This is a genomic window from Microbulbifer mixtoriginis (SeqCode), assembly GCF_052467235.1.
Genome location: NZ_CP174305.1, coordinates 515093 through 527877, shown reverse-complemented (window position 1 = coordinate 527877; position 12785 = coordinate 515093). Strand labels below are relative to the sequence as shown.

Sequence of the window (12785 nt, the reverse complement as noted above, 5' to 3'; positions counted from 1 at the left end):
TTTCTGAACGCAATTTAGAGACTATTTGGTCACCCACTTTGTGCCTTCATAAATTTTCTGGAGGCACTGCATCCAATTCGTATACTCGGGTAGTCAAGTAATACGTAACAGTGATAATTACGAGAATTTTGCAATGGCAACCATGAAAAAAGCTTTTTTAGCCCCGCTGTTTGCTCTGCTGGCCCTTTTTGTCCTCAGCAGCGCCCAGGCTGAGGGAGATAAAAAAGAAACTAAAAGTTTCGATGTCAATGGCTTTACCCGGGTTTCTCTACGAGGCAGTTCTCACGTTGAAGTGATTCAGGGGGATCATTTTGCCGTGAATGCCAGTGGTCCGGCTGAAGTTATGCCCCATGTCAAAGCGGAGGTGAAGGGCAACACTCTGGAGCTGTATGTGGATGACAACACTCAACACTGGTTCGGTGTGATTACCATTACCCGTGATAGGGACCAGAAGGTGCACTTCACGGTCACCATGCCAAAGGTTGAGGCATTGGAGGTAGCTGGTTCCGGGCAGGCCGTGGCAGAAACCTTAGAAAGTGAAACCATTGACCTCGGAGTCACGGGTTCTGGTACTGTGCGTGTTGCCAAAGCTGCGGCAGAAAATCTCAGTGCTTACGTGACAGGCTCTGGGGACCTGATTCTCGATAAGGCACTATCGGTCAACAGCGAGATTGCTATCAGCGGTTCCGGCGATATTTTCCTCGGAGGCATCACTGGAGAGAAGCTCTCAGCGGAAATCAGGGGCTCCGGTGATATGCGAGTCGGTGGCCGTGTAGCAGATGTCAATATTCGTATCATGGGATCTGGTGACTTTGTCGGCCGCAGCCTGCGCGCAGATAATGCCAGTGGCGCGGTCATGGGATCAGGGGATATCGTTCTTAAACGCCCGCAAAGTGATTCTTTTTCCGTTATGGGGTCTGGTGATGTTGCACTGGTAGACTAACTGCTCTATTGATCTGCATAGTAGGCACTGCCACAGCGCAGTGCCCTCCTCATTAGGGCCAAACCTTCTTCGGCCCAGTTTTCTATTTTGGAAGTGAACTCCCCATGGAATCGCAGGCGACAGGGTCCGGGCAAGTGAGCCTGGAGTACCCTTCAGATCAAGTAGACAAACGCAGTAAGCGTCTCAAGGAAAAGTTGCGTCACTGGGGGCGGGGTGCGCAGGAAAAATCTCATTGGTTGGCAGAGCGCCTTATGGACCGCCGTGTCTGTGTTGGAGTGACAGGTTTGAGTGGGGCTGGTAAATCGACTCTGCTGACCAGCCTTATCTACCAGTTGAGTCACCCGCAGAAAGCACAACTACCGGGCTTTGCCCCAGCGTTAAATGGAGACCTTTTGGGGGCAGAGTTAAAGCCTGCTCTCGATTCTGGCCTGCCAGTCTTTGACTATGAAGGCTGCTTGAGTGCTTTGATGTCCCATCCACCGAGATGGCCACAAAGTACCCGAGATGTATCGGCAATGGAATTGCACATTCACTTGCGACGGCATCGTCGTTTAGGGCGGGGCGATCATAAAACCTTGATCCTGGAGCTGCGGGACTACCCAGGTGAGTGGTTGATGGACTTGCCGATGCTGAGAATGGATTTTCGCGACTGGTGTCGCCATCAAGCCCATATTATTGCGAGCGATACGCGCGCTGGGTTGGCCCCGGGGCTGCTAACACGCTTGGCAGCGCTCTCCCCCGAGGCTGAGGCAAAGGAGTCAGAGCTGCAGTCATTGTGGCGGGAATATCGTCAATTTCTATTGGACTGCCGCGAAAAGCGAAAACTCAGCTATCTGCAGCCGGGACGAGCATTGTTGGATGACGAGGATTATCAGCTATTACCTCTGCTGGATCTCAGAGGCTTTAGTGCCGATCAATTGAAACAGTTGCCTGACGGTAGTAATTATCAGGTTCTGCGTCGCCTTTATGAGGCTTATGTGGAGGGGAAGGTGGCCCCTTTTCTCGAGAGCCATTTTAAACACCTCGATCGGCAGCTGGTCCTGGTGGATATGATCGGCACCTTGTTTGCGGGTGAGCAGGCTTTGGAGGATATGCGTCTGGCTTTTACTCATATTGCCGATACTTTCCGCTATGGAGAGTCTGGGGTCCTGAGTAAGTTATGGCGTCCTAAGGTGAATCGCTTGCTCTTTGCCGCGACTAAGGTTGATCAGGTGCTTGCGGCTGATCACGATGCCTTGCGTCAGCTGCTTGGCCAGCAACTGCAGCAAACTTTTACCGGAGCGCGCCACCGTGGCTTGCCGATCTTTAGTGAAGCCATTGCTGCTGTGCGTTGTTCCCGCGAGGATCAGCGTAATGGGCGGCGTATGCTGGTTGGATATGACCTGGATGGTCGCTATCTGGGTTTTGAGAATGCCGAGATATTCTCGCGCCTGCCCAGTGAAGAGAGTGGCTGGGGTCATTATACCGGGGCTGCTCCACCCCAGTTGCGCCCCCCGCAAGGTATGGACTCAGGTTCCATTCCTCATATCCGCGTCGATGCGCTTTTGAATTTGTTGCTTGGAGATAAAGTTTGATGGGTGATGAGAATAAACAGGCTCCTCGCCGGGTAACGCGGATAGAGTCCCTGCAGGAACCAGAAAGTGAAGCCCCTCACCGGGATACTACGCGTGTAGAAACCCTGCAAGAGGAAGGGGAGGACATTCCGAGATCTATTACCACGGGAGAATCACTACCCGATAGGATTGCCTTTTCTGAGTTGCGCCTGCCTGTTTTTCGCCTGAAATGGTTAAAGCCGGCACTGCTTTCAAGCGTAGCACTAATAGTGGCTGTACTCGCTTGGGAATTACGCCAGATGTATACCTGGGCGGCAGATAAGCACTGGAGCCTTGGTATTCTCGCAGGAGTGGTGATAGCGAGCCTTGCAGCGGCAATAGCCAGTTCCCTGTGGGAATTTTTCCGTGCTGGTCGGCCACTGCGCAAGCTGCAAAAAACACAGGCAATGGCGGCCGACATGCGAGAGTGCCGCAGCCATGAAGAAGCGGAATCTCTCCGTAGACAGTTGCAGCTGCATTTTTCAGGAAAACCTCAGGGTATACTGCTCAACCGGGTACTGGATGAGGCGCCGGATTATTATGACAGTAGTGAGTTACTGCAGCACTTGGAAGTGACTTTTCTCGATGCACTCGACCAGGAGGCACAACGCCGCGTAGTTCGTCACGCGACAGCAACTGGGGCATTGGTAGGTCTCAGTCCTTTTGCCAGTATTGACATCCTTGTTGCCCTGCGCCAATCGTTACGAATGATTGATGATGTTGCACAAATTTATGGCATTCAACCTTCGCTTGTAGTGCGTTGGCGCCTTTTCAAGAAAGTACTTGCGCTGGTGGCTTATAGCGGTGCCAGTGAATATGCGATCAGCGAGATATGGCCAGATTTGGTCGGCGACAGTGTTGTTAGTACAGTTTCTACTCGTTTGGGGCAAGGTGTGGGCGCAAGTTTTTTTGTGGCGCGTATTGGACTTTCTGCGATGCAGAGCTGCAGACCCATCCCTTTTACTGAAAAACAGCGCCCGCGCCTGGGCGCATTGGTTAAACGCATTGGAATCGGGTTGAAAGAGCGGATGCCGGATGTTTTTTCTATGGTCGGGCTTGGCAGTCGGGCTGGCAGCTCCCCCGCTAAGCCCGCGACGAAGTTCACCAGAAAAAGCTGATTTCGTCGCTGCGACAAGGCCCGCAAGATACTGCGGGCCGAATGTTTTCAGGATGTAGTGACGGCCCTACTGGAACTGCTTTTTCATCAGCAGGCGTGTGTGGTGGCGATCCACCAATTCTGCCAGGGTGGCAAAGCGTCGTTTGATAAAGGGGGCGGGGTTGTTATTTCCAGCATCGTCCCGATATTCAACGCCTGAGCGGACATGTTGCAGTTCTCGAGTTAACTCGTTTATCGCCGAAAAAATATTTTGAGTATCGTCCTGGCTATGGAAAACGTAAGCGTTATTGGTATCCACCAAGTAGGCGTTACATTCATTTAGCCACTCAAGCCGCTGCTCTAGAAATCGAATTGTATTGCGGATACCGCCTTTATATTCTGGGTTGAAGTGCTCGTTTACATATTTGTCTAGGCTGCGCATGCCTGCCCCGACAAACTGCTCTACCACACTGCTGCAGTATTCTTTTGTGAGATAACTAGGATGGGTATTGGCATTGCTAAGGGAGCTTGAAATCAGCAAAGACAAAAGCCCCAAGGTTCGAAGGATGGCTAAAGAAGGAGAGTTCATTGTCTTGCCCATGGGTTACTCTTTCTAGTGGCTGTTATTCTATCCGCCAAACCTGCTCAGTTGTTCTAACACTTTGTTTAGCGAAGTATTTTTTGTGATAGTTGTCACATGAATATAGAAGCGACAAATAGGTGTCAACGGTTATTAAGTGCGGAGTGACAGCTCTGGCGCGAAAGGTGTGTTGTGGGGAAGTATCCCTTGCGTTGTAAGTTAGGTAATAAATTAAAGACAGAGGTTTGCTTTGGCTGAATATGAATTTGATCTATTTGTGATTGGGGCGGGCTCTGGTGGTGTACGAGCTTCGCGTATGGCTGCCGCCCAGGGAATGAAGGTAGCGGTGGCTGAAGATCGCTACATGGGGGGGACCTGCGTAAACGTCGGGTGCGTTCCCAAAAAATTATTCGTCTATGCCAGTGGATTTAATGAGGACTTCACCGATGCTAGAGCCTATGGTTGGAACAGTTCGCCGGCTGAATTTCACTGGCCAACATTGCGTGAAAATAATGCACGTGAAGTGTCCCGCCTCAACGATATTTATCGAAACCTATTAGCAAACTCAGATGTGACGGTCATTGACGGCCGTGCCAAAATTACTGGCGCCAATAAGGTGATGGTGAATGGTCGCGAATACACGGCACAGAGAATTCTGGTAGCAACAGGAGGTTGGCCCTTTGTCCCAGATATTCCTGGGAAAGAATTCATCCTGACCTCCAATGAGGTGTTTTCCATGGAAGCCTTCCCCAATAGAGTACTGGTTGTTGGTGGGGGGTATATTGCCGTTGAGTTTGCTGGGATATTTGCTGGTTTAGGTGCTGAGACACACCTCTCTTACCGGCGTGATTTATTCCTACGTGGCTTTGATCGCGATATTCGCCATTTTGTCCGTGATGAGATGGTAAAAAAGAATATTGATTTGAAGTTTAACCATCAAGTGAGTGCCATTGAAAAGTTGCAAGATGGTAGTTTTTTAGTACATGTCGAGGACGGCTCCAGTTTAAATGTGGATATGGTCCTCTATGCAACAGGCAGAGTTGCCAATACTGAAGGACTCGGTTTGCAGGAGCAAGGGGTCGTGTTGCATCGCGATGGCACAATCTCAGTGGATGACAATTTCCGCACGAATGTCCATTCTATCTATGCCCTTGGGGATGTTACCGGTGAGCCACAGTTGACGCCTGTGGCCCTTGCGGAGGCGATGGCTCTAGTAAAGCACTGGCGCACAGGAACAACTGCGGAGATTGATTATAACAACATTCCCACCGCAGTATTTTGTCAGCCCAATATTGGAACTGTAGGGTTGTCAGAAGAAGAGGCCAGGGACTCCGGAGTTAGAGTTACCATTTACAAGTCAGAATTCAGACCAATGCGTCATACAGTAAGTGGGAATACCGAGCGCACCCTAATGAAGTTAGTGGTCGATGCCGATACTGATAAGGTGATTGGTGTTCATATGGTTGGTGATGATGCTGGTGAGATTATCCAGGGCTTGGCTGTTGCTTTGAAAGCGGGGGCGACCAAAAAAGTCTTTGATGAAACCATCGGAATTCACCCAACGGCAGCAGAAGAGTTCGTCACTATGCGTACACCAGTGCAGTAAGGTGTTTATCTGGTAGTGGATATAATTTGTGGTGACTATGCTCGAGGCGCCTCTTGAGTATTTAGCTCTAAAATTGAGGGCTGCTAAAGAAAAATCTTAAAACCCCCCCGCTTTTAAAGCGGGGTTTAATGCAAAAACGGCGCTGGTGCGCCGTTTTTGCTCTCTTCTAGGATTCTTCTTCGACTTCATAAAGCGCCTGATGACGCTGCGCTTTTTTGCGCTCGCTACGCTCTTTTAGGCAGCGTTCTGCGGAGGCAAATGTGTCATTCACCGCTCGGTGGATAGACTCATTTTCATTACTGATGGTCACGGGATTGCCACTAATGGCAAGTTCAAGGGAGGCTTTGTATTGCTTGCCTTTGCTTTTGTGTTGGTGGGGAGCTTCCAGAACTACACGACTATGTATGATGTCGCCACAATAACGTTCCAGTTTGTGTAACTTTTTAGATACCGTATTTGACAGGGCAGCAGATTTGTCGATATCGCGGAACACAATGTTATCGTTAGGCGCTGATTTCATGGATAAATACCTCCGGTTATAGGAAACCATGCAGGCCGCTTGTGCGGTTTGCTATTCAAAGAAGGTAGGGCGCCCTAATGGGAGGGGTCGAGTCCGCAGTTGAATCGCCGAGTCGCCGGTAGCGCAACGAATAATTGCTGTCTGAGCAGCTCTGGGTGTTTTACGTCCGGGTCGGGTTTCCGCTGTGTTCAGCGATCGTCTCCCTGTTACCCATAATGCTTCCGCTAAAAAAAAAATCAAGCGCTATCGCTTGAAAATGTCACATAAAATTCGGCGAAGCGTCATTAAGACGACTTTAGTACTTAGGTTTAAGGGGATTATTCATCAAATGGGGGCAAAGGGTGGACGAGAGGTCATTGCTCGCGAGCTCAGGCCTGCGTAAAATTGACAATGCTGCGACAGAGTACATAAAGTTTTGAACAAAATTTAACCTCTGCGCTTTTATCTTACGAGTGTCGAAAAATCGAGAAACAGGTTCTGGACAATGGCGGTAAAGCGGTATTGCTCGCTCTTCTTGGCGGGCTTAGTAGTTTTTAGCGGAATGACAGCGCAGGCGCAGTCAAACCTCACTGTGGAAAAAAACCGACTGGCGCGCCTGGAGCAGTCCCTGGAAAACAGGCAGGTTGAGCTGGAAGATATTGAGAATGAACTGCTCTCTTATGAGTATAAGCTCGAGCGTGCGCAGGAATCTCTCAACGAGCTTCGCAAAGAGTATGAGGCGAGCCGTGTCGAGCTTGAGGAGGCGCGTAGGCTCCATGAATCCAATGGCACCTCAGATTCTGAGCGTCGCCTGACCAAAGCCAAGCACGGCTTTGCAATGGCCGAGCGAGGGGTGGATAGCCGCAGCCGACGCTTAGAGTTTATCAAGGTGAACCACCAAGAGCTTTTGGCTAGGCTTGACGAAGAGAAAAAAGGCATTGCCGAGACCAAGGCCAAGGTTTCTGCCCAGCAGGATAAGATTAGCCAGGTGGTGGATTCTATGCTGGCCAAGGCAGAGGCTTCTGAGAGGCGTGCCGCTTTGGCAAGAAGTGCTAAAGCTGAAGCAGCAAAGCAAAAGCCTCCTAAGCTGAAGACAGCGGCAATTGAGAAACCCCAGAAACGACAGGTGCAACCTGAGCCGGTTCCGACTGTTAAGAGAGATATTGACCCCGAGTTGCTTGCCTATGTGGAGCGGGAACAGAAACGTCTAAGTCTTTTACTTTCCGATAAAGAGGGGGAAAACAAACAGACTTTCCGCAGTTTGCTTCTGAAGCCGTCAAGTGGGGATCGCCAACCTTTTGAGTTCCTGGGGAAAAACCAATATCGTTTGGTGGCAACAGTTGAGGCGGGTAGGCAGACGTACAAAATCAATACTTGGAAGTTCCGTCGTACTATACCCGCAGAAGATGATGGCGAACGCTATGTTTTTATTTTTGATGCTCGGCGCCTTTCACGTCCCCGTTTGGTGATGTATCCAGAATATGCCTTAGACGCTCTCAAATAGGAAGCTCCAGCCTCTCAGGAGGATGCAAAAAGCCCGCTCAGTGCGGGCTTTTTTTATTCTGTGCTTTAGTCATTTAGTAAGGGTGCTTTGAGTAAGGAGTGGTAGTGACTTTTCCCTGCCTGGGGAACGCTCTCATAAAGAATGACATTTTCGACTAACACGGATGAGTTTAGGTTGCGCGGTGCAATGTGCCGAAAACCCTCTTTATTGCGACTGCGCGCTAAGGTGATATGGGGTCGATATTCCTGGCTTTCTGGTTCCATTCCAAGCTCGCCAATAAATTGCCGGCATTCCTCATGGAGTTTAGTTAAATTAGGATTTAGGGCTAATTCTACAGCAAGAATTTTGGAGTGCTGTTTTGGGAAAGGAGTTAAAGAACAAATCCTACTTTGAAAACTTCTTTTGCAGTGTGCAAGCTCAATAAGCCCCTGCTTAAGCTGGGGGATTCTTTCTTTCGGAGTGCTTCCAAGAAAAGCTAAGGTCAGGTGCCAGTTATTGGGGGTTGTCCAGCGTATATGGCTAGTAGATGTGCCTTTTAGCTGCTTTTGGCACTGAGTGGTTATCTCGTCTAGGAACGTTTGTGATGCCACATCAGGTTTAATACCAATAAATAATCTGCTAGTGGATTGATCTGGCAAATTTTCTTCTCTTTGCATTTTTTCCCTTTGGGGCCTTGAAATAAAACTTGTGGCCCATACCTATTGAGTACGGTTGGTAGCTTTGAGTGTGAAAGTGCCCCGTTAGCAATGCTCGTGCTTATTGGCGAGCAAAATTGAATATTGCTCTGAATTGAGGATATAACTATGCGTAATTTTGATTTTTCCCCTCTGTATCGATCTGCAATTGGTTTTGATCGTATGGCCAGCCTGCTGGATGCAATGAGCTCCAGTGAGCAAAAACAACCCTCATACCCTCCCTATGATATAGAACTTACTGGTGAAGATAGCTATAGAATTACTATGGCTGTGGCTGGGTTTGAGCAATCTGAACTCGATATTCAGGTTGAGCAAAATCGCTTAAGTGTGAGCGGTAAAAAACCAGAAGATATTGCACAAAGAAACTTTCTCCATCGAGGAATTGCTGCGAGAAATTTTGAGCGACGCTTCCAGCTAGCAGATCACGTCAAAGTGACTGATGCGAAGCTTGCCAACGGCCTGCTTCATATAGAGCTGGTTAGAGAAATACCTGAAGCGATGAAGCCTCGAAAAATCCAGATCAGTGAAGGCGCTTTACTGAATCATGAGCAGGCTGAAAGCGTCACGGCGAAAAAAAAGCCTGACACGGTAGCTGCATAAGTTGACACTTTCTTGCCCCCTGTGCCGCCATCGCGCGGCACAATTCTATTATCGAGATAAATTTCGCAGTTATTACCAATGTAATAACTGCGAATTGGTGTTTGTACCCGCAGAATATCATTTGACTCCAGTTGAAGAGCATGCCTATTACAATCTGCATGAAAATTCTATGGAGGATGAAGGGTATCGCCGTTTCCTAAGCCGTTGCGCCAAGCCCTTATTGAAAGAGCTTTCTGCTGCTAGTGTGGGGCTGGATTTTGGTTGTGGGCCAGCACCACTGTTGGCGCGAATTTTAGAGGAGCAGGGCCATAAAGTTGAGTTGTTCGACCGTTATTACTTCCCTGAGCGTCGGATGCAGGAAAAAAGCTACGACTTCATAGTGGCGACAGAAGTGGTGGAGCACTTGAGCGCGCCTGGCGATGAGTTGTCGGCTTTGTGGGCACGATTACGTTTTGGCGGTGTGCTGGCACTGATGACCAAGCTGGTTATTTCTCGAGAACGCTTTGCCAGCTGGCATTATATTCGCGACCCAACACATATTTCCTTCTTTTGTGTTGAAACCTTTCAATGGCTGTCGCGAAAATTAGGCGCGGAACTACACTTTGCAGATAGTGATGTTATCTTCCTGAAGAAATCAGGTATTGACCCGGAATAGCTTGGCTCTGACGGTGGCCCGATATTCGCTTGGTGTAGTAGCAAGGAATTTTTTGAACAGTGCAGTGAAGTGCCCCATATCCTGGTAGCCAACTTTTTCGGCAATTTCATTCACGGATAGATTACTGGATTGCAGCAGTTCCCGAGCCATATCTACGCGAACATTTTGCAAATATTGCAGCGGTGTCTGTCCTGTAGCTAATTTAAAGCGGCGGTTGAAGGAGCGCACACTCATGTCGAACATTTGTGCCACCTCACTGAGGCGCACCTCGGTATTGCAGTGCTCTTTTAGCCATGCCTGGGCCTGTACAATATCCTCGTCTGGGTGTAGATGCACGGAACCTTCTGAGTAAGCAATTTCCTCAAATGGCCGGCGAATTTCATGGGAGAAGTTACGCTCCACATGACTGGCTACAGCGGCTCCATAGAGCTGGCGAATCATATGAACCGTGACATCTGCCAAGGCATTTACGCTGGCGGCACAAAAAAGTTTGTCAGCCTGAGTGATAAAATACTGGCGCTTCAATTTAACTTTTGGGTAGTCCGCGCTGAACTGGTCGAAATAGTGCCAGTGTGTAGTGGCGGGTTTGCCATCAAGGAGGCCTGCCTCGGCTAGAAAGCAAACTCCAGTACCCACGGCGTTGATCGCAGCTCCACCTTCGGCCTGGCTCCGTAGCCATCTTAAAAGCTTTCCACTGCGCTTCAGGGCTGGGCGGGGATTGCGCCAAAGCGCAGGAATGTAGATCAAGTCGCTGTCTGGTGCCTCTTCCAAAGACACGTCAGGTTGAAAGGTAAAGCCGCAGCGGGTTTTTACCGCTTGTCCATCTATGCTGGCTGTTACTAGGCGCAAGGGCTCTGCCAGCCTTTCCACTCGGGCGCGGCTTTCGGCACCGCGCAGCATTTCTAAGGGCAGAACTGTGCCGGTGGCCAGCATTTGATCAATCAGAAGAAAGGTAACCGTTCGCATTACATACTCAGGCGGGGTTGCGCCATTGGCCAAAACACTCAATTTTGCTGGCCAGTATGCCCATAACTGGACGGAATCGCCAGCCCCTACACTCCCAAATATCAAATTTGTAGTGTTTAGCTTGGCTGGAGGTCAGGATGCAGCGCCTTCCCGTAATTACCGCGTTCGGTGGTTTTAACCCTGCAGGACGCAGCTCCTTTCACCGGGGCTATGCCCGCATGGTGCTCGACAAACTCGGACAGAGGGAGCGGACTGATACGCTTTCTGATCTCGCCGCATTGATGGGGTTGCGTACAGGCGTCGAGGCCAAAGGCCCCCTCGAGTCAGCGCTGGAGGAAAAGGTTCTCAAGGGCACCTTGGTGCGAGAATTGGAAGCGCGAATCTACGATTATCACAGGTGTCATTTTCACCAGGCGGCGAATCTTTCAAATCCCGCTGGTATTTCTTTTGAGATTTCTACCCGCCAACTGCCCCATCCACTGCCAGAAGGATGGCAAGTGGAGACTATTGGTAGTGGTAGGGTTCGTGTGGCTACATCAAGTTTGTCAGTCATGCTGGATAGCTTTCGCGAGATCCCAGTGGGGGCGGCAGGACAGCTGCCCACAGGCTTTGAGCCTGGTGAGCTTTACAATTCCCGATTCCACCCGAGGGGATTGCAGTTGGCAGTGTTGGGGGCATCTGATGCTGTTCTCTCTATGGGGGTGGATTGGCAGGATGTTGTTGCTGCAGCTGGTCCCGGTAATATTTCTGTTTACGCCTCCTCAGCGATGAGTCAACTCGACCCCTATGGAAACGGGGGCTTGATGCAGTCCCGCTTGCGCGGTTCCAGGGTTAGCTCCAAGCAGTTGGCGCTTGGGCTGAATAGTATGCCGGCAGACTTTGTGAACGCCTATGTGTTGGGTAATGTTGGATCTACTGGGGCGGTTACCGGAGCTTGTGCGAGCTATTTGTACAATTTGCGCGCAGGGGTAGAGGATATTCGCAGTGGTCGGGCCAGAGTGGCCGTTGTTGGTGCTACTGAAGCGCCATTGGTTCCCGAGATTGTTGATGGTTACTCTACCATGGGAGCGCTCGCTACCACTGAAAATCTGCGAAAGATTTCTTCGGGCGAAGTGGACTTCCGCCGCACTAGTCGCCCGTTTGGGGAGAATTGCGGTTTTACTTTGGGGGAGGGTACCCAGTGGGCCATCTTAATGGATGACGCTTTGGCTGTTGAACTGGGGGCGAGTGTCCACGGTGCAGTTACAGGGGTGTATATCAATGCTGATGGCTTCAAAAAGTCGATTTCCGCACCGGGGCCAGGTAATTATCTAACGATGGCCAGGGCGATGGCGGAGTCGAAAGCTATTGTCGGGGATGAAAGTCTGAAGAAGCGCAGTTTTGTTCAGGCCCATGGATCTAGCACACCGCAAAATCGCGTAACAGAGTCTGCGATCCTCGATCGCTTGGCTTCCGTTTTTGGTGTGCAGGAATGGCCGGTTTGTGCTGTTAAAGCTTATCTTGGGCACACGATAGCGGTGGCGAGTGGTGACCAGTTAATTTCGACCCTGGGAGTTTTTGATAGGGGAATTTTACCGGGTATCGTCACGATTGACAGAGTGGCAGATGATGTTCACCAGAATAACCTGCAGATCTCTTGTGAGCATGTGGAGAGAGATCCCGCTTCACTGGATCTCGCTTTCCTGAACTCTAAAGGTTTTGGGGGGAATAATGCGACTGCGGCTGTACTCTCTCCTCACTTGACCCGCTCAATGCTGGAAAAACGCTACGGGTCAAAAAAGATGCTTGCTCATCATAGAAAAAATGAGTCTGTCGTGGAGCATGCTGTAGCGTACGATGAAAAAGCAAGCAGAGGAGATTTACAAACTATCTACCGTTTTGGAGAGGGGCTGGTAGATGATGCTCAAATAGGTCTTTCTGTCGATAAGGTCTCATTTCCAGGGTTCCCTCCTGTAGAGCTCGATGTTGATAACCCCTTTACCGATATGGTTTAAAAGGCCCGTGCATCGGTAATGTATGATGCTTAAAATTTTTCCTGCCAATTAAGGG

The 12785-nt window shown here is 49.9% G+C and carries 12 protein-coding genes; 8 read left to right on the top strand and 4 right to left on the bottom strand.

Features of this window, described 5'->3' with window-relative positions; translation table 11 throughout:
• Positions 1-133: 133 nt before the first annotated feature.
• The 3 genes from ACJJIO_RS02220 (at position 134) to ACJJIO_RS02210 (ending at position 3653) form a co-directional block, all read left to right on the top strand.
• Entirely contained in the window at positions 134-943 is an 810-nt protein-coding gene (locus tag ACJJIO_RS02220) for a GIN domain-containing protein (protein WP_444910015.1), read from the top strand.
• Between the two features lie 104 nt (positions 944-1047).
• A complete protein-coding gene (locus ACJJIO_RS02215) occupies positions 1048-2517 on the top strand; it encodes a YcjX family protein (RefSeq protein ID WP_444910014.1) in 1470 nt (489 codons plus the stop codon).
• Complete coding sequence (locus ACJJIO_RS02210) at positions 2517-3653, top strand: TIGR01620 family protein (protein WP_444910013.1); 1137 nt, start codon at positions 2517-2519, stop codon at positions 3651-3653. Before ACJJIO_RS02215 ends, ACJJIO_RS02210 begins: the two co-directional genes overlap by 1 nt.
• A 66-nt stretch (positions 3654-3719) precedes the next feature.
• Here ACJJIO_RS02210 and ACJJIO_RS02205 read toward each other — a convergent pair whose 3' ends face one another.
• Positions 3720-4232 (bottom strand): hypothetical protein, encoded by a 513-nt coding sequence (locus ACJJIO_RS02205; protein ID WP_252085366.1) that lies wholly within the window; start codon positions 4230-4232, stop codon positions 3720-3722.
• A gap of 229 nt (positions 4233-4461) precedes the next feature.
• On the opposite strand from ACJJIO_RS02205, the gene gorA reads away from it, so the two are divergent.
• Positions 4462-5817 carry a glutathione-disulfide reductase gene (gene gorA, locus ACJJIO_RS02200; protein ID WP_444910012.1) on the top strand — a complete coding sequence of 452 codons (1356 nt, stop codon included), beginning with the start codon at positions 4462-4464 and terminating at the stop codon, positions 5815-5817.
• Between the two features lie 166 nt (positions 5818-5983).
• Here the strand turns inward: gorA and ACJJIO_RS02195 are convergent, their stop codons facing one another.
• Positions 5984-6337 (bottom strand): HPF/RaiA family ribosome-associated protein, encoded by a 354-nt coding sequence (locus ACJJIO_RS02195; RefSeq protein WP_252085368.1) that lies wholly within the window; start codon positions 6335-6337, stop codon positions 5984-5986.
• 541 nt (positions 6338-6878) lie between these two features.
• On the opposite strand from ACJJIO_RS02195, the gene ACJJIO_RS02190 reads away from it, so the two are divergent.
• Positions 6879-7820 (top strand): hypothetical protein, encoded by a 942-nt coding sequence (locus tag ACJJIO_RS02190; protein ID WP_444910011.1) that lies wholly within the window; start codon positions 6879-6881, stop codon positions 7818-7820.
• Positions 7821-7885: 65 nt separating this feature from the next.
• On the opposite strand, the gene thpR is transcribed toward ACJJIO_RS02190, so the two are convergent.
• Positions 7886-8476 carry an RNA 2',3'-cyclic phosphodiesterase gene (gene thpR / locus ACJJIO_RS02185; RefSeq protein WP_444910010.1) on the bottom strand — a complete coding sequence of 197 codons (591 nt, stop codon included), beginning with the start codon at positions 8474-8476 and terminating at the stop codon, positions 7886-7888.
• Positions 8477-8623: 147 nt separating this feature from the next.
• Between thpR and ACJJIO_RS02180 the strand changes: the two genes are divergently transcribed.
• Positions 8624-9115 (top strand): Hsp20 family protein, encoded by a 492-nt coding sequence (locus ACJJIO_RS02180; protein WP_252085371.1) that lies wholly within the window; start codon positions 8624-8626, stop codon positions 9113-9115.
• A gap of 1 nt (position 9116) precedes the next feature.
• Positions 9117-9770, top strand: coding sequence for a class I SAM-dependent methyltransferase (locus ACJJIO_RS02175; protein WP_444910009.1), 654 nt, complete (start codon positions 9117-9119; stop codon positions 9768-9770).
• On the opposite strand, the gene ACJJIO_RS02170 is transcribed toward ACJJIO_RS02175, so the two are convergent.
• Complete coding sequence (locus ACJJIO_RS02170) at positions 9750-10736, bottom strand: GlxA family transcriptional regulator (protein WP_444885423.1); 987 nt, start codon at positions 10734-10736, stop codon at positions 9750-9752. The two genes, ACJJIO_RS02175 and ACJJIO_RS02170, sit on opposite strands and share 21 nt — an antisense overlap.
• Positions 10737-10873: 137 nt before the next feature.
• Between ACJJIO_RS02170 and ACJJIO_RS02165 the strand changes: the two genes are divergently transcribed.
• Positions 10874-12730 carry a beta-ketoacyl synthase gene (locus tag ACJJIO_RS02165; RefSeq protein WP_444904395.1) on the top strand — a complete coding sequence of 619 codons (1857 nt, stop codon included), beginning with the start codon at positions 10874-10876 and terminating at the stop codon, positions 12728-12730.
• The last annotated feature ends 55 nt before the right edge of the window (positions 12731-12785 follow it).